The organism is Streptomyces sp. NPDC036813, from assembly GCF_055609245.1.
In genome coordinates, this window is sequence record NZ_JBVJPV010000007.1 from 340,239 (window position 1) to 361,811 (window position 21,573).

Genomic DNA, 21,573 nt, shown 5'->3' on the forward strand with positions numbered 1-21,573 from the left:
AATAGGACAAGGAGTCCGGGGAGGGCTCCGTCCGTCCAACTATGCTCCACTGTGGGCGGAATCTCAGCATTGCACGCTTTGGGGGGTCTGGTATCTCCTGACGCCACTGTGACTGATCGTCACAGTGGCGTGACTGTCCGCTATGGCATGGTCCATCGGCTTCCGTCGCTGATGAACACCTGGGAGGGCAATTCCATCGGTTTGGCCGACGCGGCTGGACAGATGGTGTAGTTGTAGTGCCGAGGACAAGCCGTTCGTCCTATAACCGACTCGACTCGCGTCCGCCATTTCGGGCAACGCGGGTCAAGGTGCAGAATTTAGAGGAAAGAACCGAGAAGGTTCGGTTCTCCCGAGGAGGCCGCTCATGACCGCTCGCACCCCTGATGCCGAGCCGCTGCTGACCCCGGCTGAGGTCGCCACCATGTTCCGCGTCGACCCGAAGACGGTCACGCGCTGGGCGAAGGCCGGCAAGCTCACGTCGATCCGCACGCTCGGCGGGCACCGCCGCTACCGCGAGGCCGAGGTCCGCGCTCTGCTCGCGGGCATCCCGCAGCAGCGCAGCGAGGCCTGAACAACTGAATAACGGGCGTAGCGCCAGGTCCCCCAACCTGTCGGGCCGCCCGGAACCACAGCTCCAAGCGACGCGGGGACTGCCCCAACAGGCCCCACGCCCACACGGAACACAAGGGTGCGTCGTCGATCGCGCTGGACTCCGCCGGGTCCAGCGCGATCTTTTTTGTGCGCGCGGTGCACGCTGTGCGCGTCCCGGCGGGGGTCTGTGAGTGCCCTTGTCGGAGTCTGGTGGGACTCTGCGGGGATGCCCTGACGTAGGTGCAATTGCACATATTAAATTGACGGGTTGTAGGAGCGGGGTAAGAACGGGAGCTCAGGAAACTCGTGCGGTGACTCCCGTCACATGCCACTGTCCTTGTTGCCCGCCGCCGGCGTGCGCTAATGGAGGCGCGGGTTCCAGCGTCCCACGCGAGTACGGGTGTTGAGCGGGTGTGACGTCACGCCTCGCCGGGAGATTCGTCCTCCTCGGGCTCGCGGGCCGGCGGCGGGCTCGCCGGAGCCGTGGCCAGCGCCAGCCGCAGCAGGTGGTGGCAGATCGGGCAGTGGCGGGTCAGATGCCGGTACGACGAAGCGGCCGACAGGTGCGCCCGGAGCAGCGCTCGCGTCTCGTGCTTCGCCGATGCCGCCATACGCCACCTCCGTCAGTCCCGTGGGGAACGGGTCCGTGCTTCTGGGGTACTGGCGGAATGTGACGCCGTCAAGGCCGCGGGCCCCTGCTGGGGGCGCACAGACGCAGGAGGAGCCGGAAGCTCCGCGACCGCGGCCGGGAGTCACAGGGGCGGTTCTCGGCCGTTTGTGCGGAAGGGGGGCCGTCGGTCGCTTTCCGGCGCGCCTGGGCGCGAGAACGACTGAGGGCCCGTCCGCTGCTGGACGGGCCCCGGGGGGAACGAGTGAGGGGCCCGTCCGTTGCCGGACGGGCCCCTCATACTGCGGTCCTGACGGGATTTGAACCCGCGGCCTCCACCTTGACAGGGTGGCGAGCACTCCAAACTGCTCCACAGGACCAGGTGTTGCGGCGCTTGTCGTTCCTGCGCTGCGAGAAGGACTGTACAGGAGGGTGAGCCCCCGGGTCGAACTCACCCTCCGTGCGGGCCCGGCTACGGTGCGGCCGCGTCGATCGCCTTCACGATCCGCTTGTCCGAGACCGGGTACGCCGTGCCCAGCGCGTGGGCGAAGTAGCTGACCCGCAGCTCCTCGATCATCCAGCGGATGTCCAGCACCGCCTGCGGCACCGGGCGTCCCTGCGGCATCTGCTCCAGCAGCCACGCGTACTCGTCCTGCATCTCGTGGACCTTCTCCATGCGCGTGGTGTCCCGCTGCACGTTCGTCGGCATCTGCTGCAGCCGCCGGTCCGCCGCGATCAGATACCGCATCAGGTCCGGCAGCCGCCGCAGCCCGGTCGCCGTCACGAAGCCCGGCTTCACCAGGGCGTCCAGCTGCTTGCGCACGTCCTGCAGGTTCGCCAGCAGCGCGGGGCTGCGCAGGCCCTTCAGACGGCGCTCACAGGCCTGCCAGGCGGCCAGCACCTGCTGGACCTGGCCCACCGTGCGCACCGTCGTGTCCACGATCTCCGCGCGCACCTTGTCGTACAGCTTCCGGTAGGACTCCTCGTCCCACACCGGCCCGCCGAAGTCCGCGATCAGCTTGTCCGCCGCCGCCATCGCGCAGTCGTCGAACAGGGCCTGGATCGAGCCGTGCGGGTTCGCCGACAGCGCGAGCTTCTGGGCGTTCGTCAGCTTCTCGGATGCGAACTTCGCCGGGTTGACCGGGATGTTGCGCAGGATCAGCCGGCGCGTGCCCTTCCACATCGCCTCCGCCTGCTCCGCCTCCGTGTCGAAGAGGCGCACGGAGACCGTGTCGCCGTCGTCCACCAGTGCCGGGTAGGCCTTCACCGGCTGGCCGGCGCGGCGGGTCTCGAAGACGGGGGTGAGCGAGCCGATCGTCCAGTCCGTCAGGCCCTTGCGCTCCAGCGCCTCCCCTCCCTGCCGCGAGACGGTGGCCGCCGCGGCCTGCGAGAGGGCCTTGCGGGCCTTCGGCTTCAGCTGGAGCTTCAGCGCCTCGAGGTCCTTGTCCTCGGCCAGCTTGCGGCGCCGCTCGTCAACGATCCGGAACGTGATCTTCAGATGGTCGGGGACCCTCGCCCAGTCGAAGTCCTCCGCCTCGAAGGGAACGCCGACCGCACGCTTCAGCTCACGGGCCATCGTCGTGGTCAGCGGCTCCTGAAGAGGCGTCGCCTTCCGGAGGAACGCCTTGGCATGGTTCGGCGCGGGCACGTAGTGACGGCGGATGGGCTTGGGCAGGGAACGGATCAGCTCGGTGACCAGCTCCTCCCTGAGGCCCGGGATCTGCCAGTCGAAGCCCTCGTCGGTGACCTGGTTGAGCACCTGGAGCGGGATGTGGACGGTCACACCGTCAGCGTCCGCGCCCGGCTCGAACTGGTACGTCACCCGGAACTTCAGGTCGCCCTGCCGCCAGGAGTCGGGATAGTCGGCCTTGGTGACCGCCTCCGCCGACTCCCGGATGAGCATCTCCCGCTCGAAGTCCAGGTAATCCGGCTGCTCGTGCCGCTTGTGCTTCCACCAGGAGTCGAAGTGCGCGCCCGAGACGACGTGTTCGGGCACCCGCTGCTCGTAGAAGTCGAACAGCGTCTCGTCGTCCACGACGATGTCGCGGCGGCGGGCCCGGTGCTCCAGCTCCTCGACCTCGCTGAGGAGCCTGCGGTTGTCGGAGAAGAACTTGTGGTGGGTGCGCCAGTCGCCCTCCACCAGCGCGTTGCGGATGAACAGCTCGCGGCTGACCTCCGGGTCGATCCGGCTGTAGTTCACCTTGCGCTGGGCGACGATCGGCACGCCGTACAGCGTGACCTTCTCGTACGCCATCACCGCGGCCTGGTCCTTCTCCCAGTGCGGTTCGCTGTACGTCCGCTTGATCAGGTGGCCGGCGAGCGGCTCCACCCACTCCGGCTCGATCTTCGCGTTGACCCGGGCCCACAGGCGGGACGTCTCGACCAGCTCCGCGGACATCAGGAAGCGCGGCTGCTTCTTGAACAGCGCGGAGCCCGGGAAGATCGCGAACTTGGCGCTGCGGGCACCCAGGTACTCGTTCTTGTTGCCGTCCTTGACGTCCTTCATCCCGATGTGGGACAGCAGGCCGGCGAGGAGGGAGACGTGGATGCGGTCGGCCGGGGCGTCGTCCTCGTTGACGTGGATGCCCATCTGCTTGGCGACCGTGCGCAGCTGCGTGTAGATGTCCTGCCATTCGCGGATGCGCAGGAAGTTCAGGTACTCCTGCTTGCACATACGGCGGAAGGAGCTGGAGCCGCGTTCCTTCTGCTGCTCGCGGATGTACCGCCACAGGTTGAGGTAGGCGAGGAAGTCGCTGGTCTCGTCCTTGAAGCGGGCGTGCTGCTGGTCGGCCTGGGCCTGTTTGTCGGCGGGGCGCTCGCGAGGGTCCTGGATGGACAGCGCCGCCGCTATGACCATGACCTCGCGGACGCAGCCGTTCTTGTCGGCCTCCAGGACCATCCGGGCCAGGCGCGGGTCGACGGGCAGCTGGGCGAGCTTGCGGCCGGTGTCGGTCAGGCGCTTGCGCGGGTCCTTCTGGGCCGGGTCCAGGGCGTGCAGTTCCTGGAGGAGCTGGACGCCGTCGCGGATGTTGCGGTGGTCCGGCGGGTCGATGAAGGGGAACTTCTCGATGTCGCCGAGGCCGGCGGCGGTCATCTGCAGGATGACGGAGGCCAGGTTGGTGCGCAGGATCTCCGCGTCGGTGAACTCCGGGCGGGCCTCGAAGTCCTCCTCGCTGTACAGGCGGATGCAGATACCGTCCGAGGTACGGCCGCACCGGCCCTTGCGCTGGTTGGCGCTGGCCTGCGAGATCGGCTCGATCGGCAGCCGCTGGACCTTGGTGCGGTGGCTGTAGCGGCTGATGCGGGCGAAGCCGGGGTCGATGACGTACTTGATGCCGGGAACGGTGAGCGAGGTCTCGGCGACGTTGGTCGCCAGAACGATCCTGCGCCCGGTGTGCTGCTGGAAGACCCGGTGCTGCTCGGCGTGGGAGAGCCGGGCGTACAGCGGCAGCACCTCAGTGAACCGATACCTCTTCTTCTCCAGCGCGTCGGCGGTGTCCCGGATCTCGCGCTCGCCGGAGAGGAAGACGAGGATGTCGCCCTTGCCCTCCGCCATCAGCTCCTCGACGGCGTCGGTGATCGCGGTGATCTGGTCGCGGTCGGCGTCGTCCCTGTCCTCCTCGAGCAGCGGGCGGTAGCGCACCTCCACCGGGTAGGTGCGGCCGCTGACCTCGATGATCGGGGCGTCGCCGAAGTGCCGGGAGAAACGCTCGGGGTCGATCGTGGCCGAGGTGATGACGACCTTGAGGTCGGGGCGCTTCGGCAGGAGCTGGGCGAGGTAGCCGAGCAGGAAGTCGATGTTCAGGGACCGCTCGTGGGCCTCGTCGATGATGATCGTGTCGTAGGCGCGCAGCTCGCGGTCGGTCTGGATCTCGGCGAGCAGGATGCCGTCCGTCATCAGCTTGATGAAGGTGGCGTCCGGGTTCACCTGGTCGGTGAAGCGGACCTTCCAGCCGACTGCCTCCCCGAGGGGGGTCTTCAGCTCGTCCGCGACCCGCTCGGCGACGGTGCGGGCGGCGATCCGCCGCGGCTGGGTGTGCCCGATCATGCCGCGCACGCCCCGGCCCAGCTCCAGACAGATCTTCGGGATCTGCGTGGTCTTACCGGAACCTGTCTCACCGGCGACGATGACGACCTGGTGGTCGCGGATGGCGGCCGCGATGTCGTCCTTCTTCTGGCTGACGGGCAGTTGCTCGGGGTAGGTGATCGCGGGCACGCGTTCGCGGCGGGCGCTCATCCGCTCCGCGGCCTTGCCGACCTCGGCCTCGATCTCGGCGAGGACGGCGGCGCGGGCCTCCGGCTTGCGGATCTTGCGCGCGCCTTCGAGCCGGCGGCCGAGCCGGTGCGCGTCGCGCAGGGACAGCTCGGTCAGACGGGGCGCGAGGGCGCCGAGGGCGGGGGCAGGGTGCGTAGACATACGCGATCCAGGATCTCACCTCCCCCAAAAGACTGGCGAACGATTTGCTCCGAGCCCCGAGCGGGTGACGCCGACGGGTGTGGACAGGGTCACGTGGCCGGAAGTTGATCATCCAGTGACCGGACCTTTATGTTGATCGCGACCGCTCCACGGGGGACGCGGGGATCCGTCACCGACGCAGGCCACAGGCCGCGCACGACTTCCTCCGCACGCTCGTCTCCCGATGGGGCACACGACCATCCACCCAACGGGGACCGCTCTCACCTGCCCGGACACCGCGCAGGTCGGCTGAGCGGCTGAATCGGGGAGTACCCATGACCACGTTCACCCAGTGGAAGCGCGCTGCCGCCCTCGCCGTGCTGCCGGCCGTCGGCGCGCTCGCGTTCACGGGCCTCGGCGCTAGCCAGGCCCAGGCCGCGACCGCCCACTTCTACAAGTGCGACCCGACGGCGACGTCCATCCCGCGCAAGAAGGTGACGTCGCACTGCTACGTCATCACGAGCGTCGGCACGAAGAAGGCCAGCGAGCACCGCGCCAAGGCCGTGTGCGACCAGGACCGCGGCACCGGCCCCTTCATCCACGACCGCCTGGTCACCGTCCACGGCCCGTGGGTGGCCCTGGGCAAGAAGTCCTCGGTCACCTGCCCGCTGCGCTCCACGCTGGTCGCGGGCTACACCGAGACCAGGTAACCGGAACGAGAACACCCCCTCCGGAATCCCGGAGGGGGTGTTTGCCCTGCTAGGGCGATTGTGGCTGGGGCCGGGGTCGAACCGGCGACCTATCGCTTTTCAGGCGATCGCTCGTACCAACTGAGCTACCCAGCCACGAGGTTTCACGTGAAACCTCAGCGGTCCTGACGGGATTTGAACCCGCGGCCTCCACCTTGACAGGGTGGCGAGCACTCCAAACTGCTCCACAGGACCAAGTGGTGTCTGCGCATGTCTTCGGCTGACGCCTAGGACAGTGTCGCACACGATACTGCGTGCCCCCAACGGGATTCGAACCCGTGCTACCGCCTTGAAAGGGCGGCGTCCTAGGCCGCTAGACGATGAGGGCTATCGGCCCGCCTGGGCGCTTCTCAGCGCGTCGGGGACGTGAGAAGCATATGGGATGGCGGGGGGTATCGCCAAAACGGTTTCAGCGGCGGGTGGGCGACGGCGACGGCGGGGCGGGGGACGAGGGCGAGGACGGGGCGGAGGGCGACGGGGAGGACGGGGAGGGTGAGCCGCCCGGCTGGTTCTCCTTCGGCAGGTGACGGCTGACCTCGGCCGTCGTCAGGCCGAGCCCGCCCAGCTCGATCTCGTCCCAGGCCTGCAGGCGGTGGGTGTCACGGTCCAGGTAGAGGATCGACGCCTCGATCGGGTCCGGGTGCTTCCCCTCCACCGCGCGCAGACCGCTGCCGCCCGTGGAGCCCTCGACGCGCAGACGCGTGCCGTAGGGGAGCAGCTCGGTCGCCTCGTGATGGATGTGGCCGGCCAGGACCAGCGGCACCTCGCCGTCCGTCTGGCGCGCCGCGACCGGTTCATGGGCGATCGCGATGTCCACCGGCGTCCCCTTGGCCCTCTGGTCACGCAGGGCGGAGGCCAGGCGCGCGCCCGCCAGTTCCTCCGCCGCGTCGCCGCCGGGCTCGACCGAGCGGTCGGGGGTGTACTGCGGATCGCCGGTGCCGGCGAAGCGCAGACCCGCGACGGACACGGCCCGGCCGCCGTCCAGGACGTGGACGTTCCTCATGTGCTCCAGATAGCGCTGCGTCGTCGTCGAGTCGTGGTTGCCCCGGACCCAGACGTAGGGGGCGCCGAGGTCCCGGATCGGGTCCAGGAAGCCGTTCTCCGCCGCCGTGCCGTGATCCATCGTGTCGCCGGAGTCGACGATCACATCGACCTTGTACTGCTGCACCAGCGAGCCGATGATCTTCCAGCTCGCCGGGTTGAGATGGATGTCGGAGACGTGCAGGACGCGGATGGTCGTCGGGTCGGGCTGGTAGGCGGGGAGCGTGGAGGTGACGTCGTACAACTTGGTCACGTTGGTGACCAGGCGGGCCAATTCCTTCTGGTAGACGTCGAATTCCGTCACGATGTTGCGCGCGTTGCCCACCAGCGAGGGTGCGGAGGAGAGCAGGCCCGAGAACTTCGGTTCCAGGACGGACTTGGGGTTCCAGGTCGCGTAGGCCGTCACTCCGCAGGCGGTCAGGAGGGCGAGCGCGAGACCGCCGGCGGCCAGGGCGCGGCGGGGGCGGCGGTAGACCGCAAGACCGAGGGCCGTCGCGCCGATGACGACGGCCACGCAGGAGCGCAGCGCCAGGTCGAGCGTGCCGTGCTCGACGTCCCGGGCGACCTCGTCCTGGAGCCCGGAGATGCGCTCGGGATGGTCGACCAGGGCCTGGGCGCGGTCCGGGTCGAGCTGGTCGACGTTCACGTCCAGACGGACGGGGGCGATGTGGCTGTCCAGGTGCAGGGCGCCGAGCGGCGAGACGTTGATCTTCGTGCCGCCGTTCAGGGACGGGCGCAGCGTCATGGTCGTGTCCATCGGGCCGACGGGTGCCCGGACGTCGCCGACGACCAGCAGGCCCAGCCAGGCGCCGAGCAGGACGACCGCGATCATGCCGCAGGCGCGCAGCCAGGGGGAGGGCTGGTCATCGAGGGTGAGCGGGGTCGGGCGGGGTCGTTTCGTGCGGTGTCGGACTGCGGCGAGGACGCGGACCATTGGTGCCGTATGCCCAGGTGCGCGTGCGGGTATGCGGCGCCGTACGACGGTCGCGCGAGGGCGTCGTACCGGACAATGGCGGTGTGCTGGAGATGACGCGCGAGGAGTTCGAGGAACTGGTCGCCGAGGCGCTCGACCGGATCCCGCCGGAGTTGACGCGGCTGATGGACAACGTGGCGGTGTTCGTCGAGGACGAACCGCCCGCGGACGATCCCGAGCTGCTCGGGCTGTACGAGGGCACCCCGCTGACCGACCGCGGGGAGTGGTACGCCGGAGTGCTGCCGGACCGGATCACCGTCTACCGGGGGCCGACCCTGCGGTTCTGCGAGAACCGGGCGGAGGTCGTGAAGGAGGTCGAGATCACCGTCGTGCACGAGATCGCCCACCACTTCGGCATCGACGACGCGCGACTGCACAGCCTGGGGTACGGCTAGCCCCCACGGCGGCCCGCTGAGGGAGAAGCCCCACGACGGGCAGCTCATCAGTGGGCCCCACGACGGGCACCTCATCGTTGGGCCCACGGCGGCTCGCTCATGGGTTCCCACCGCGGTGCCCGCGCGCCCCGGACGGCAGGGGCCCGGGCGTGTCCTCTTGCGGGCGGCGGGAGTTGGGCACGTCGACTCTCCCTCATCCCGGAGGTGGCTGCCCGTGCGCCCCTTGTACGTACCCGTCCGCCTGGCCGCCACGCTCATCGCCGTGGCCGCGGCCGCCGGCTGCATGAGCGTCGGGGACGAGGACGGAAGTCAGGCCAGGCCGTCGCACTCGGCGGGGGCGCGCGGCGGTGAGGGGCCCGACGGGGGCGCCGCGGTGTCCGGGGGCGGCGCGGGCGGTGCCGGGGCCGGTCGTGACGCACACGGGCACGGGCACGGTGACGCCAAGGACGGCCGCGGTGCCTCCGACGGCAGCGCCACGGCGTCGGCCGCACCCACGGGCACAGCGACGCCGGCGGTGAGCGGCCGGCCCTCGGCCGCGCCGCAGCCCCCGCGCCCGCCCGAGCCGTCGCCCACCGAGGCGCAGCCGACCGCCACACACACCACGCCCGACCCGGAGCCCACCCCGGAGCCGTCCCAGCCGCCCGCCACCTCCGAGCCGCCGTCCCCGCAGCCCTCCTCGTCCGCGCACGAGGAGACCGGGCCGCAGCTGATGCAGCGCGAGCCGGCGCCTCAGGCCGGGGCGCCGGTGTGAGCCGCGGCCACCGGTGCGAGCCCGGCTCCCGGTCACCGGTGCGGGCCCGGTTTCCGGAGCCCTGGTGTGACCAGCGGCTCATCCACGCGGTTTGCCTTGGGGGGCCCGAGGTGCGTATGGTGGTAGATCGTTTGATCCCATTTGCCCGGCGCCAACGCAGAAGCGCGCCGTGTGGCGCGTACTCTCCCTTGCCGTGGCGGACCGCATCGAGGCGGTCGTGTGCGATTCACGGAGTTGACGGGCGCGTGCCGACGAGACTCCGGAAGGTTTCGCATTCGCATGTCCATCGCCAGTACTGATCACGCCGTCGTGTCCGAGGACAACGTCTCCCAGGACACCCCTCAGGACACCACCCCCGAGATCACCTTCGCCGACCTCGGTCTGCCCGAGGGCGTCGTGCGCAAGCTCGCGCAGAACGGCGTGACCACCCCCTTCCCGATCCAGGCCGCGACCATCCCGGACGCGCTGGAGGGCAAGGACATCCTCGGCCGGGGCCGCACCGGCTCCGGCAAGACCCTCTCCTTCGGTCTGCCGACCCTGGCCCGCCTCGCCGGCGGCCGCACCGAGAAGCACAAGCCGCGCGCCGTCATCCTCACCCCGACCCGTGAGCTCGCGATGCAGGTCGCGGACGCCCTCCAGCCGTACGGCGACGTCCTCGGCCTGAAGATGAAGGTCGTCTGCGGCGGTACGTCGATGGGCAACCAGATCTACGCCCTGGAGCGCGGCGTCGACGTCCTCGTCGCCACCCCGGGCCGCCTGCGCGACATCATCAACCGCGGCGCCTGCTCCCTGGAGAACGTCGAGGTCGCCGTCCTCGACGAGGCCGACCAGATGTCCGACCTGGGCTTCCTGCCCGAGGTCACCGAGCTGCTCGACCAGATCCCGGCCGGCGGCCAGCGGATGCTGTTCTCGGCCACGATGGAGAACGAGATCTCCACGCTGGTCAAGCGCTACCTGAGCGACCCGGTCACGCACGAGGTCGACAGCGCCCAGGGCAACGTCACGACCATGTCGCACCACATCCTGATCGTGAAGCCCAAGGACAAGGCGCCGGTCACCGCCGCGATCGCCTCCCGCAAGGGCCGCACCATCATCTTCGTGCGCACCCAGCTCGGCGCCGACCGCATCGCCGAGCAGCTGCGGGACGCCGGCGTGAAGGCCGACGCGCTGCACGGCGGCATGACGCAGGGCGCCCGCACCCGGACGCTGGCCGACTTCAAGGACGGTTACGTCAACTGCCTGGTCGCCACCGACGTCGCCGCCCGCGGCATCCACGTCGACGGCATCGACCTGGTGCTGAACGTCGACCCGGCCGGCGACCACAAGGACTACCTGCACCGTGCGGGCCGTACCGCGCGTGCGGGCCGTACCGGCACGGTCGTCTCGCTGTCCCTGCCGCACCAGCGCCGCCAGATCTTCCGCCTGATGGAGGACGCCGGCGTGGACGCCGCGCGCCACATCATCCAGAGCGCCGGCGCCTTCGAGCCGGAGGTCGCCGAGATCACCGGCGCCCGTTCCATGACCGAGGTCCAGGCCGAGTCCGCGGGCAACGCCGCGAGCCAGGCCGAGCGCGAGGTCGCCCAGCTCACCAAGGAGCTCGAGCGCGCCCAGCGGCGTGCGACCGAGCTGCGTGAGGAGGCCGACCGGCTGGTCGCCCGGGTGGCGCGCGAGCGGGGCGAGGACCCGGCCGCGGCCGTCGAGGCCGCCGCGGCGCAGGTCGTGGCCGAGGTGTCCGTGCCGGAGCAGCCGGGCGCCGAGGACGTGGACCGCGCCGAGCGCGCCGAGCGTCCGGCGGCGGCGCCGTACGAGCGCCGCGAGCGCCGTGACGGCGACCGCGGTGGCTTCCGCCGGGACGACCGCCGCGACGACCGCCGTCCGCAGGACCGCGACGACCGTCGTTCCTTCGACCGCCGGGACCGTGAGCGCGGTTTCGACCGCCGGGACGGCGAGCGCGGTGACCGTGGCGGCTTCCGCCGTGACGACGAGCGCGGTGGCTTCCGTCGTGACGACGAGCGTGGCGGCTTCCGCCGTGACGAGCGTCGTCCGTTCGACCGCGACCGCGGTGGCCGTACCTTCGAGCGCCGTGACGGCGAGCGGAACGAGCGCGGTGACCGTGGCGGCTTCCGCCGTGACGACGAGCGTGGCGGTTTCCGTCGTGACGACGAGCGTGGCGGCTTCCGCCGTGACGAGCGTCGTCCGTTCGACCGCGACCGTGGCGGCCGTACCTTCGAGCGCCGTGACGACCGTGGTGGCTTCCGCCGCGACGAGCGTGGCGGCCACCGTGGCAACGACCGCCCGTTCAACCGCGACCGCCGCGACGACCGCCCGGGCTTCCGCACCGGCGGCCACGAGCGCCCCAACGGCCGTCGTGACGACCACCGTGGCGGCTCCGCCGGCTTCGGCCGCCGCGACGACAAGCCGCGCTGGAAGCGCAACGGCTGACGGTGCCGCAGCACCGCTGACGCTGTCGCAGCCTTGAGGTGAGGGCCCGTACGACTTCGGTCGTGCGGGCCTTTCCGTATCCCGCCGACCGTCGCGAACCGGTCTACAGCCGACACTTCCGGCCGCTGCCGACGGTCCGACGCGGCCGCGTCGGCGATACCCGATCGGCGACGCGGGCTCGTCCCGCTATGCTCGGGGAGGCAACATCGCCAGGGCCCTTAGCTCAATTGGCAGAGCAGTGGACTTTTAATCCATTGGTTGTGGGTTCGAGTCCCACAGGGCCTACGCACGCGGCGGAGGGTTTCGCCCCTCTCACCCGCCTTCGACGCCCGGACCGGTTTCTGCCGGCCCGGGCGTTGTCGTGTCAGGGCAGCAGATGGCGGTTCGGTTCTCGGGCCGCCGTTTCGAACTCCTCGAGCAGCACCACGTCCACGCCCGCGGCGGTCAGCGTGCCGGTGCCGTCGGCGGACGGGACGAAGGTGTCCGGCTCGCGCCAGGCCGTCACCACGCGGCGTACGCGTGCGCGGAGGATCAGCTGGGCGCAGGGAAGGGGGCGGGAGGCGCGGCGGGTGCAGGGCTCCAGGCTGGTGTACACCGTGGCGGTGGGCAGGCGGGGGTCGTCCGCCGGGATCTTGGCGAGGGCCGCCTCCTCGGCGTGGACCGTCGGGTCGCCGGCCTCGCGCGAGTGACCACGGGCCAGTTCCGTGCCGTCGGCCGCGACGATCACCGCGCCGACGCTGAACGCCGTGTCCGACGGCGGGCAGCGGTCCGCCAGCTCGCACGCCAGGCGCAGCCAGTGTCGGTCGGCGGGGGCGGTGGCGGTGCCCGTGCCGGGGGCGGTGGGCGCGTAGCGCATGAGGACGACGTCCTCGATCTGCCGCGTCTGCAGCAGGCGCAGGCGGCCCTTCTGGTAGGCGCCCGGCCCGAAGAGGCGGGGGGCGTCGGGGTCGCCGACGAGGAGCGGGGACAGGACCAGCTGGAGTTCGTCCGCCAGCTGCTGCTGGAGCAGCTGGGTGTGGATCGTGCCGCCGCCCTCGACCATCAGGCGTCGCACGCCCCGGGCGCCGTGCAGATGGCCGAGGAGGGAGGGCCAGTCCAGGTCGGGGCCGAGAGGGACGATGTACGCGCGGATGCCGGCCCGCCTCGCCCGTTCGGCGCCGAGCCGCGTCGTGTAGAGGATCTTCTCGCCGCCCGTGTGCCAGAAGTTGGCCGACGGGTCCAGGTCGCCGGAGGCGGAGACGGTGACCTTCAGGGGGTACTCCGGGAGGCCGGCCGCCACGCGGGCCGCCCGCCGCTCGGGCGAGTTGACCAGCAGCCGCGGGTTGTCGGCGCGCAGGGTGCCGGCGCCGATGAGGATCGCGTCGACGGACGCGCGGACCTCGTCGACGCGGTCGAAGTCGGCCGGGCCGGACAGCAGCAGCCGGTCGGGGCCGGTGTCGTCCAGGTAGCCGTCGAGGGAGACGGCCGCGGACAGCAGGACGTACGGGTGGGGCATCGCGCTCCCCGTCGGGTGAGGTGGCGGACACGGCTTGGTTCAACTTTTAAACAAACCTACACTGGCGGCATGACGACCCGCTGGCTCTCCCCCGACGAGCAGCGTGCCTGGCGCGCCTACCTCGCGGCCACGCACCTCCTGGAGGACGCGCTGGACCGGCAGCTCCAGCAGGACGCCGGCATGCCGCATCTGTACTACTCCATCCTGGCCACCCTGTCCGAGTCGCCCGAGCGGCGGCTGCGGATGACCGACCTCGCCGAGGCCCTGAAGATCACCCGCAGCCGGCTGACGTACGCGGTGACCCGGCTGGAGAAGGACGGGCTCGTGGCGCGCGAGAGCTGTCCGTCGGACAAGCGGGGGAGCATCGCCGTCCTGACCGGTGAGGGGCTGGCCCATGTCGAGCGCGCGGCCCCCGGCCATGTGGAGACGGTCCGGACCGCGCTGTTCGACCATCTCGGCCCGGAGCAGGTCGGACAGCTGGAGGAGATCTGCGCGGGGATCGCGCGGGCGCTCGAGGGGGCGGAGGCGGAGGACGTGCCCTGGCGTCGACGGTCCGGGCCGTCGTGTGGGTGAGTCACGTCATACCCGGCGGGTCCACGACCGGGTGTATTGCTTCAAGTTTCAAGCAGGAGTAAGGTCCCGGGTCTGAGCTTCTGCTTCAAATCTGAAGCAGCTGGACGGAACCCGGAGCACCCGCATGGCCGACATCCCCGTTGTCCCCGCCGCCACCCCGCGCGCCCGCGTCCGGGTCCCGCTGCACTTCGCCGACGGCTACCGCGCCGACGCCGAACTGGTCACCTTCCACGGCCTCACGGACGGCCAGGAGCACGTGGCCGTCGTGCTCGGCGAGCCGGGCCCGGTCCCGCTCGTCCGGCTGCACTCCGAGTGCCTGACCGGCGACGTCTTCGGCTCCGCCCGCTGCGACTGCGGCCCCCAGCTGCGCGAGGCCGTCGAACGCATCGCCGACCGCGGCGGCGTCCTGCTCTACATGCGTCAGGAAGGGCGCGGCATCGGCCTCTACAACAAGCTCGACGCCTACGCCCTCCAGGACCAGGGCCTGGACACCTACGCCGCCAACGCCGCTCTCGGGCTGCCCGAGGACGCCCGCGACTACACCGCCGCCGCGCAGATGCTCACCGCCCTCGGGATCGGGTCGCTGGATCTGCTGTCCAACAACCCGGACAAGGCCGGCCAGCTGCGCACCCTGGGGCTCGACGTCCGCGACCGGGTGCCGACCGGTGTCTTCTCCACCCCGCACAACGTGCGCTACCTGCGCGCCAAGGTCCTGCAGACCCAGCACACGCTGCCGCTGGCCGAGCTGGCGGAACGGAGTGTGGGCTGACCCTCGCAGGGGACCGGGGGGCCTGCGCGGGCTGACCCGCAGAGGGCCCGGGGGGCCGGCGAAGAAACGTGGTCGTCGGCGGCCCCGCGGATGACGTACACTGGAGTCACAACGACGCGGGGTGGAGCAGCTCGGTAGCTCGCTGGGCTCATAACCCAGAGGTCGCAGGTTCAAATCCTGTCCCCGCTACTGAAGGCCGAGGGCCGGAAGCCGAAAGGTTTCCGGCCCTCGGCTTTTTCCGTCGCGACCGGCTTGGCTGCCTCTTTTTGCCACTCGGCGCCGCCGCCGTTCGGCCCTCGGCCGCTGGGGCCGCCGCCGCTCGGCTTTCCGTCGCTGGGCCTGCCGCTACTCGGCTCTCCGTCGCTGGGCCCGTCGCCTTCGGCCCGCTGCGGCCCGGTGTCATCCGGTCGGCCCTCACCGCTCGCCGCTCGCGCCCGCACCGGCAACCCTGGACGGGCGGGACGACGGCGGACAGGGACGGTGGGAGACGAGCGGTGCGGCCTGGAGACGCGACGGACGACGGGCCGTACCCCCGGATCGGCAGGCGCGTTCCCGAGGCCGGGACGGGCCCGTTCGCCGACGGGTGGGTTCCCGGTGGCGGGACCGGTTCCGTGGCCCGCGGATGCGCCCCGGATCCCCGCGGCGACGACCCCGCCCCGGCTCTCGGTCTCGGCTCCCGGGCCGCCGTTCGGCTGGCCGATGACCTCGTGCCCGAGTCCGAGCCCGGGGACGGCGGGGAGCCGCGGCCCGAGGAGGGCCGCAGGATCTTCGTCGCGCGCGCCTTCGTACGGATCCTGCCCGCGCTGCTCATCGCCGCCGGGGCGGTCTACGACTACTGCACCCCGTCCGACTTCACCGCGGTCCCCTTCTTCACCGCCGCGCCCCTGGTCGCCGCCCCGCTCTACAGCCGCCGCGGCACCGTGCTCACCGGGCTCGCCGCCGTCGCCGTCGTGCTCGGGCTGCATCTGACGATCGGTATCGTCTGGCACACGGACGCCGTCACCGAGCTGGTGACCGTCGCCACGGTCGCCGTCCTGGCCGTCCTGATCAACGCCCTCGCGCGCCGCAGCAGCGAGCAGCTCGCCTCCGCGCGCGAGGTCGCCGAGGCCGCCCAGCGCGCCGTACTGCCCGAACCCGCCGAAGAGATCGGCGGATTCCAGATCGCCGCCTGCTACGAGGCCGCGCGCGCCGACGCCTTCATCGGCGGCGATCTGTACGCCGTGCAGGACAGCCCGTACGGCGTCCGCCTGATCGTCGGAGACGTGCGCGGCAAGGGCATGGGCGCGGTGGCGGCCGTGGCCGTGGTCATCGGTGCGTTCCGGGAGGCCGCCGAGCAGGAGGCGACCCTGGAGGCGGTCGCCCAGCGGCTGGAGCGGGCGCTGGCCCGCGAGGGCGCCCGGCGCGACGGGCTGGACGCGTTCGAGGGGTTCACCACGGCCGTCCTCGCCGAACTCCCGCACGGCGACGGCGTCGTCCGCCTGCTCAACCGCGGTCATCCGCCGCCGGTGCTGCTGCACGCCGACGGCGCCCTGCGCGCACTCCTGCCCGCCGAGCCCGCGCTGCCGCTCGGCATGGGCGAGCTGGGCCTGTGGCCGGACCGCGCCGAGGAGGTCGTCTTCCCCGGCGGCGCCACGCTCCTGCTGTACACCGACGGCCTCTCCGAGAGCCGCGACCGCCATGGCCGCTTCTACGACGTCGAGGCGCGGCTCGCCGGACGTGTCGTCACCGCGCCCGGCGCCCTGCTCGCCGCGGTGGCGAAGGACGTGCGCCGGCACTCGGGGGGCGGCATGGCGGACGACATGGCGCTGCTCGCCGTCCGCCGGCCGTGAAGGTCACGATGGGTGAGCGGGCGACAGCCCTCTGCATAACAATTGACACACCATCACCAAAACCAGGTTTTGGACGTGACGCCTGAGGGGCAATCAAGTCGCCCCTTTTGCGCCGGTCGTGGCATGAAAGTCCAGGCCAAGAATGTTAATGATCAAGACGAACGGCTTGGAATCAAGCCTCCGGGTCTATTAACGTTCGATAACGCAGCGCGGTCGTCCCAGCCGTCACAAGAGACGGCTCCGTGCTCACGCGCCGAATCCCGTAGGGAACCGGGGAACCACCACCTTGGGGTGAATCTCGCGTCAGCCGCCGTCGATGACGGCCGGTATACGCGCGTAGGAGACCTTCCTGCTCCGAACCCGTCAGCTAACCCGGTAGGCGAGACGGAAGGAAAGGAGTACGCCCGCGTGGCGTCCAACCGGCCTGCCCCGACAGCCCCGTTCGTGCCGAGCCAGCAGGGCCCCGAGACCCTCGTCTACGGCGGCCACCGCACCGACGAGGGCCCTTGGGAGGAGTGGAACCCCACTGAGGAGTCCGTCCGTCCCGTCCGCGGCCGGCACCGCGTCGCCAAGCAGCGCGGCGGACTCGCCCGCAGCTCCACCGTCCTCGGCGTCGGCGTCATCGCCGCCGTCGGCGCGGGCGGCATGGCCAGCGCGCAGACCGGCAAGCCGCCGGTCTCCATCTCCATGCCCGACCTGCCCTCGGTCGGCTCACTGATCTCCGACCACGAGGACGGCAAGCCGCAGGGCTCCGCCACCCCGCTGAGTGACATCGTCAGCTCCGCCGACACCGCGCAGGGCACCTCCGACGCCGGTGAGGCGCTGCGCAACCGGATCATGGCCCAGGCCGAGTCGCAGCAGGTCCAGGTCGACGTCAAGGCGCAGGCCGCCGCCCAGGCCGCCGTGGCCAAGCAGGCCGCCGAGGCCGCCGCGCAGGCGGAGAAGGAGGCCGCGGCCAAGGCCGCCGCCGCGAAGGAGAAGGCGGAGGCGGAGGCGAAGCAGAAGGCCGAGGCCGAGCGCCTGGCCGAACTGGCCAAGCAGTACGCGCTGCCGACCTCCTCGTACACCCTCACCTCCCGCTTCGGGCAGGCCGGCTCCATGTGGTCCTCCGGCTACCACACCGGCCTGGACTTCGCCGCCCCCACCGGCACGCTGATCAAGGCCGTCCACACCGGCACCATCACCGAGGCAGGCTGGGCCGGGTCCTACGGCTACCGCACGATCCTGACCCTCGACGACGGCACCGAGCTGTGGTTCTGCCACCAGTCGTCGATCAGCGTCAGCGTCGGGCAGAAGGTCGCAACCGGTGACGTCATCGGTCGCGTCGGCGCCACCGGCAACGTCACGGGCCCGCACCTGCATCTGGAGGTTCACCCCGACGGGCAGGCCTCCGGTATCGACCCGATGGCGTGGCTGCAGGACAAGGGCCTCACCCCCTGACACCACGCCCGGCTCCGGATCCCCGGCGGTCCTGACGGCAACCCCCCCGACGTCAGGGCTGCCGGTTCGTGTGTGCCGAGGTGTTTGCACACTGTTGGTTTGCGTGCGGAATGGGTCGAGCAGGCCGTGGTGTTGCAACAGAGCATGACTGCTCTTCGCAAGCTCGGCACGTCCGACCTCGAGGTCTTCCCGCTCGCCCTCGGCGGCAACGTCTTCGGCTGGACCGCCGACGAGACGACCTCCTTCGCCGTCCTCGACGCCTACACCGCCGCCGGCGGCAACTTCGTCGACACCGCCGACTCCTACTCCGCCTGGGTGGCGGGCAACCAGGGCGGGGAGTCCGAGACGATCATCGGCCGGTGGGTGAAGGCCCGCGGCAACCGCGACGACGTCGTCATCGCCACCAAGGTCAGCCAGCACCCCGAGTACCAGGGCCTGTCCGCCGCGACCATCAAGGCCGCCGCCGACGCCTCCCTGCGCCGCCTGGGCACCGACCACATCGACCTTTACTACACCCACTTCGACAAGCCCGAGGTGCCGGTCGAGGAGATCATCGGCGCCCTGGACGAGCTCGTGAAGGCCGGCAAGGTCCGCCACATCGCCGCCTCCAACATCTCCGCCGAGCGCCTGCGGGCGTCCCTGGAGTTCTCCGACCGCGAGGGTCTCGCGCGGTACGTGGCGCTGCAGCCGCACTACAACCTGGTCTCCCGCGACACCTACGAGGGCGACCTCCAGGACCTCGCCGCCGACGCCGGTCTCGCCGCCGTCCCGTACTACGCGCTGGCCTCCGGCTTCCTCACCGGCAAGTACCGGCCCGGGGCGAGCGTGGACAGCCCGCGGGCAGGCGGCGCGGCGCAGCACCTGCAGTCCGAACGCGGCCGCGCGGTCCTGACCGCCCTGGACGAGATCGCTCAGGCCCATGACGCCCCCGTCGCGACGGTCGCCCTCGCCTGGCTCGCCGCGCAGCCGACGGTCACCGCCCCCATCGCCTCGGCGCGCACCACGGACCAGCTTCCGGCGCTGCTGGGCGTGGCGGACCTGACCCTGACGGAGGCGGAACGGGAGCGGCTGACGCAGGCGTCGGCCTGACCGGCGCCCTGCCGCCTCCGCGGCGAGCGGCTTTCTACGAGCGGTAGGGGTTGTACGCCGGGTACACCGGATGGGCGCCGTACCCGGCGTACCCCGAGTGCCCGGCATACCCCGCGTACCCGGCGTACGGCGGGTGCGGCCGCGCCGCCCCGGGGGCCGGCCACGGGTGCGCGGGCCACGGCAGCATCACCGGCACCGGGGGCGCGGCCGCCCGGGCCGCGTACTCCAGCGCCGGCCGGGCCTGCTCCCGCAGCCGCCACATGTCGTTCAGCAGCTCCCTTTCCCGTACGACGAAGTCGGCGCCGGCGCGGCCGCGGCGGCCCCGGTGTCGCAGGAACGCCAGGGACGTCGCGTACACCTCGTAGCGCGCGACCTCCTTGGCCGCCGGCTTGCCCAGGTGATGCGCGGCGTACTCGCGGGCCATGCGGCGCGCCCGCATCGAACCGAGCGCGAACGGCTCGGCGGGCGCGAGCCAGCCCGCGGCGACGTAGGCGGGCAGCTCCTCGCGGATCGTGCGCAGCCCGCGCTGCCGGGTCCAGACGACCAGCCAGGTCAGCAGCCCGAACGCGGGCATCATGAAGCCGCCGTACACGGCGAAGAAGCCGAACGGTCCGAAGGACGCCGAGCCGTTCCACAGGGCGTGCATGCACATGGCCAGCAGCAGCCCGCCCAGCGCAAGGAGGACACGGCGCAGGCGCCGGCCCTCCCCCGACAGCGCGGCGATGCCGAAGCCGATGCCGGTCATGGTGGTGAACAGCGGGTGCGCGAACGGCGACATGATCACGCGGACGAAGAAGGTCGCCGCGGTGACGGAGGCGATGCCCCGGCCACCGGTGATCTGGTCGGTGCCGAAGGCGGTGCCGAGGTAGAGGATGTTCTCGGTGAACGCGAAGCCGGTGGCGGTGACGCCGGCTATCACCACGCCGTCGACGATCCCGGTGAAGTCGCGTCTGCGGAAGAGGAAGACGAGCAGGACTGCGGCAGCCTTCGCCGACTCCTCCACGATCGGCGCTATCACCGTGGCGCCGAGGGTGTCCGCACCGGCCGGGTCCGCGGTCGCCGTCGCTATCCACTTCGTCGCGAAGCTGTTGGCGACGATCGCTATCAGGGCCGCCGCGCAGGCGCCCCAGGCGAAGGAGAACAGCAGGTTCCGCCAGGGGCCGGGCTCGACCCGGTCCAGCCAGCGGAAGGCGGCGGTCAGCAGCGGTACGGGGAAGACGGCGAGCCCCAGCCCGACCAGGAAGCCCTCCGTGCCGGTCTGCTCGCGCACCAGCGCGAGGATGACCAGACCGGACAGGGCGAGCAGCGTGATGAGCGCGCCGTACCGCACCCCTCTGCGCTGCCACCAGTGCGGGTGATGGAGCGCACCGTCGCCGGGGCCGCCGGGGTATGTCGGATACGGGGGACTCGTGGCCACGGCATTGACCCTAACGAGGGACAGCGCCGCCCGCGACGTTGACGGCGGTGTCAGTCCGGATCTTGGTCGCTCCGCAGATGCGGTACGCGGCGGAAGAGCAGGTCGTTCACGACGTGGCCCTTGTCCAGGCCCTGGCCCTCGAAGCGGGTCAGCGGGCGGAACGCGGGGCGCGGTGCGAAGCCGCCGTCCGGCTGGGTGTTCTCGAAGTCGGGGTGCGCGGTGAGCACCTCGAGCATCTGCTCGGCGTACGGCTCCCAGTCCGTGGCGCAGTGCAGGACCGCCCCCGGCTTCAGCCGGGTCGCGGCGAGGGTGAGGAACTCCGGCTGGATCAGCCGGCGCTTGTGGTGCCGCTTCTTGGGCCACGGGTCCGGGAAGAAGACGCGCAGGCCGTCCAGCGCGTCGGGGGTGAGCATCTCGCGCAGCAGGATGATCGCGTCGCCGTTGCCGACGCGGATGTTGGACAGGCCGTGGTGGTCGGCGAGGTTCAGCAGGTTGCCCTGGCCGGGGGTGTGCACGTCCACGGCGAGGATGTTGGTGCCGGGGTCGGCGGCGGCCATCTGTGCGGTGGCCTCGCCCATGCCGAAGCCGATCTCCAGCACGACGGGGTTGTCGTTGCCGAACAGCTCGGTCAGGTCGAGGGTGCGCTGCCCGTCGATGTCCAGCCCCCACTTGGGCCACAGCCGCTGCAGGGCGTCGGCCTGTCCGGCGGTGACCCGGCTGCGGCGCGGCTGGAAGCTGCGGATGCGCCGCTCGAAGTGCGATCCGGCGGGGTCGGCCCTCGGCCCGTCCGGGAACCGCGGCTCACCCTTGGCCCGGGTGTGCCGGACAGAGTCGCCGGGGTCCGCTTCGCGGGCGGGCCGGGGGGTTTCGGGAGCGTTGGGGGAGTCAGACACAGTGGGATCGATTGTACGGAGGCGCTCCGCGATCCGAGTACGCCGCTTGCGGGGGTGGGCTGCGGGCGTCGGGCGTCCGCGGACCCATGGGGGCTGGTCGCGCGGTTCCCCGCGCCCCTGGCC

Annotated in this window: 16 protein-coding genes, 6 tRNA genes and 1 riboswitch; of the genes, 12 read left to right on the forward strand and 10 right to left on the reverse strand. The window is 71.3% G+C overall.

Features of this window, described 5'->3' with window-relative positions; genetic code table 11:
* Positions 1-364 precede the first annotated feature (364 nt).
* Complete coding sequence (bldC, locus tag ACZ67Q_RS17695) at positions 365-571, forward strand: developmental transcriptional regulator BldC (protein ID WP_003949541.1); 207 nt, start codon at positions 365-367, stop codon at positions 569-571.
* A gap of 439 nt (positions 572-1,010) precedes the next feature.
* Here bldC and ACZ67Q_RS17700 read toward each other — a convergent pair whose 3' ends face one another.
* From ACZ67Q_RS17700 to hrpA, 3 genes are all read right to left on the reverse strand, one after another.
* Positions 1,011-1,202 carry a DUF6274 family protein gene (locus tag ACZ67Q_RS17700; protein WP_471182606.1) on the reverse strand — a complete coding sequence of 64 codons (192 nt, stop codon included), beginning with the start codon at positions 1,200-1,202 and terminating at the stop codon, positions 1,011-1,013.
* A 301-nt stretch (positions 1,203-1,503) separates the two neighbouring features.
* A tRNA-Asp gene (locus tag ACZ67Q_RS17705) sits at positions 1,504-1,578 on the reverse strand.
* 92 nt (positions 1,579-1,670) lie between these two features.
* Positions 1,671-5,615, reverse strand: a complete 3,945-nt coding sequence (gene hrpA / locus ACZ67Q_RS17710) for an ATP-dependent RNA helicase HrpA (protein WP_471182609.1) — start codon at positions 5,613-5,615, stop codon at positions 1,671-1,673.
* Between the two features lie 314 nt (positions 5,616-5,929).
* Here hrpA and ACZ67Q_RS17715 point away from each other — a divergent pair, with 314 nt between their 5' ends.
* Positions 5,930-6,304 carry a hypothetical protein gene (locus ACZ67Q_RS17715; protein WP_471182621.1) on the forward strand — a complete coding sequence of 125 codons (375 nt, stop codon included), beginning with the start codon at positions 5,930-5,932 and terminating at the stop codon, positions 6,302-6,304.
* Positions 6,305-6,365: 61 nt separating this feature from the next.
* On the opposite strand, the gene ACZ67Q_RS17720 is transcribed toward ACZ67Q_RS17715, so the two are convergent.
* From ACZ67Q_RS17720 to ACZ67Q_RS17735, 4 genes are all read right to left on the reverse strand, one after another.
* Positions 6,366-6,439 (reverse strand) — tRNA-Phe (locus tag ACZ67Q_RS17720).
* A gap of 24 nt (positions 6,440-6,463) precedes the next feature.
* Positions 6,464-6,538 (reverse strand) — tRNA-Asp (locus ACZ67Q_RS17725).
* Positions 6,539-6,598: 60 nt separating this feature from the next.
* Positions 6,599-6,671 (reverse strand) — tRNA-Glu (locus ACZ67Q_RS17730).
* Positions 6,672-6,752: 81 nt separating this feature from the next.
* Positions 6,753-8,318, reverse strand: coding sequence for a metallophosphoesterase family protein (locus ACZ67Q_RS17735; protein WP_471182624.1), 1,566 nt, complete (start codon positions 8,316-8,318; stop codon positions 6,753-6,755).
* An 83-nt stretch (positions 8,319-8,401) separates the two neighbouring features.
* Between ACZ67Q_RS17735 and ACZ67Q_RS17740 the strand changes: the two genes are divergently transcribed.
* From ACZ67Q_RS17740 to ACZ67Q_RS17755, 4 genes are all read left to right on the forward strand, one after another.
* Positions 8,402-8,752 (forward strand): metallopeptidase family protein, encoded by a 351-nt coding sequence (locus ACZ67Q_RS17740; protein WP_361636289.1) that lies wholly within the window; start codon positions 8,402-8,404, stop codon positions 8,750-8,752.
* Positions 8,753-8,966: 214 nt separating this feature from the next.
* Positions 8,967-9,503, forward strand: coding sequence for a hypothetical protein (locus tag ACZ67Q_RS17745; protein WP_471182627.1), 537 nt, complete (start codon positions 8,967-8,969; stop codon positions 9,501-9,503).
* Between the two features lie 279 nt (positions 9,504-9,782).
* Positions 9,783-11,945 carry a DEAD/DEAH box helicase gene (locus ACZ67Q_RS17750; RefSeq protein ID WP_471182629.1) on the forward strand — a complete coding sequence of 721 codons (2,163 nt, stop codon included), beginning with the start codon at positions 9,783-9,785 and terminating at the stop codon, positions 11,943-11,945.
* 212 nt (positions 11,946-12,157) lie between these two features.
* A tRNA-Lys gene (locus tag ACZ67Q_RS17755) sits at positions 12,158-12,230 on the forward strand.
* Positions 12,231-12,309: 79 nt separating this feature from the next.
* Here ACZ67Q_RS17755 and ACZ67Q_RS17760 read toward each other — a convergent pair.
* Positions 12,310-13,440 (reverse strand): dihydrofolate reductase family protein, encoded by a 1,131-nt coding sequence (locus ACZ67Q_RS17760; protein WP_471182632.1) that lies wholly within the window; start codon positions 13,438-13,440, stop codon positions 12,310-12,312.
* Positions 13,441-13,509: 69 nt separating this feature from the next.
* Here ACZ67Q_RS17760 and ACZ67Q_RS17765 point away from each other — a divergent pair, with 69 nt between their 5' ends.
* From ACZ67Q_RS17765 to ACZ67Q_RS17790, 6 genes are all read left to right on the forward strand, one after another.
* On the forward strand, positions 13,510-14,013 hold the full coding sequence (locus ACZ67Q_RS17765; protein ID WP_471182635.1) for a MarR family winged helix-turn-helix transcriptional regulator: 504 nt from the start codon (positions 13,510-13,512) through the stop codon (positions 14,011-14,013).
* 124 nt (positions 14,014-14,137) lie between these two features.
* Positions 14,138-14,782: a GTP cyclohydrolase II gene (locus ACZ67Q_RS17770; RefSeq protein WP_471182638.1), complete on the forward strand. Its 645-nt coding sequence runs from the start codon at positions 14,138-14,140 to the stop codon at positions 14,780-14,782.
* 115 nt (positions 14,783-14,897) lie between these two features.
* A tRNA-Met gene (locus tag ACZ67Q_RS17775) sits at positions 14,898-14,971 on the forward strand.
* A gap of 518 nt (positions 14,972-15,489) precedes the next feature.
* A complete protein-coding gene (locus ACZ67Q_RS17780; RefSeq protein ID WP_471182641.1) occupies positions 15,490-16,611 on the forward strand; it encodes a PP2C family protein-serine/threonine phosphatase in 1,122 nt (373 codons plus the stop codon).
* Positions 16,612-16,852: 241 nt separating this feature from the next.
* Positions 16,853-17,008: riboswitch (cyclic di-AMP (ydaO/yuaA leader) on the forward strand.
* A gap of 11 nt (positions 17,009-17,019) precedes the next feature.
* Complete coding sequence (locus tag ACZ67Q_RS17785; protein ID WP_471182644.1) at positions 17,020-18,051, forward strand: M23 family metallopeptidase; 1,032 nt, start codon at positions 17,020-17,022, stop codon at positions 18,049-18,051.
* A gap of 144 nt (positions 18,052-18,195) precedes the next feature.
* Positions 18,196-19,140 (forward strand): aldo/keto reductase, encoded by a 945-nt coding sequence (locus tag ACZ67Q_RS17790; protein ID WP_471182647.1) that lies wholly within the window; start codon positions 18,196-18,198, stop codon positions 19,138-19,140.
* A gap of 34 nt (positions 19,141-19,174) precedes the next feature.
* On the opposite strand, the gene ACZ67Q_RS17795 is transcribed toward ACZ67Q_RS17790, so the two are convergent.
* On the reverse strand, positions 19,175-20,557 hold the full coding sequence (locus ACZ67Q_RS17795) for a PrsW family intramembrane metalloprotease (protein WP_471182650.1): 1,383 nt from the start codon (positions 20,555-20,557) through the stop codon (positions 19,175-19,177).
* A gap of 50 nt (positions 20,558-20,607) precedes the next feature.
* Entirely contained in the window at positions 20,608-21,450 is an 843-nt protein-coding gene (gene trmB / locus ACZ67Q_RS17800) for a tRNA (guanosine(46)-N7)-methyltransferase TrmB (protein WP_471182652.1), read from the reverse strand.
* Positions 21,451-21,573 lie beyond the last annotated feature (123 nt).

What these genes read in the sequence shown, in the direction of transcription:
- ACZ67Q_RS17765 (WP_471182635.1), top strand. Translation starts at nt 13,510, where the DNA reads ATGACGACCCGCTGGCTCTCCCCCGACGAGCAGCGTGCCTGGCGCGCC.
- ACZ67Q_RS17715 (WP_471182621.1), top strand. Translation starts at nt 5,930, where the DNA reads ATGACCACGTTCACCCAGTGGAAGCGCGCTGCCGCCCTCGCCGTGCTG.
- hrpA (WP_471182609.1), bottom strand. Translation starts at nt 5,615, where the DNA reads ATGTCTACGCACCCTGCCCCCGCCCTCGGCGCCCTCGCGCCCCGTCTG.
- ACZ67Q_RS17700 (WP_471182606.1), bottom strand. Translation starts at nt 1,202, where the DNA reads ATGGCGGCATCGGCGAAGCACGAGACGCGAGCGCTGCTCCGGGCGCAC.
- ACZ67Q_RS17735 (WP_471182624.1), bottom strand. Translation starts at nt 8,318, where the DNA reads ATGGTCCGCGTCCTCGCCGCAGTCCGACACCGCACGAAACGACCCCGC.
- ACZ67Q_RS17770 (WP_471182638.1), top strand. Translation starts at nt 14,138, where the DNA reads ATGGCCGACATCCCCGTTGTCCCCGCCGCCACCCCGCGCGCCCGCGTC.
- ACZ67Q_RS17760 (WP_471182632.1), bottom strand. Translation starts at nt 13,440, where the DNA reads ATGCCCCACCCGTACGTCCTGCTGTCCGCGGCCGTCTCCCTCGACGGC.
- bldC (WP_003949541.1), top strand. Translation starts at nt 365, where the DNA reads ATGACCGCTCGCACCCCTGATGCCGAGCCGCTGCTGACCCCGGCTGAG.
- ACZ67Q_RS17790 (WP_471182647.1), top strand. Translation starts at nt 18,196, where the DNA reads ATGACTGCTCTTCGCAAGCTCGGCACGTCCGACCTCGAGGTCTTCCCG.
- ACZ67Q_RS17750 (WP_471182629.1), top strand. Translation starts at nt 9,783, where the DNA reads ATGTCCATCGCCAGTACTGATCACGCCGTCGTGTCCGAGGACAACGTC.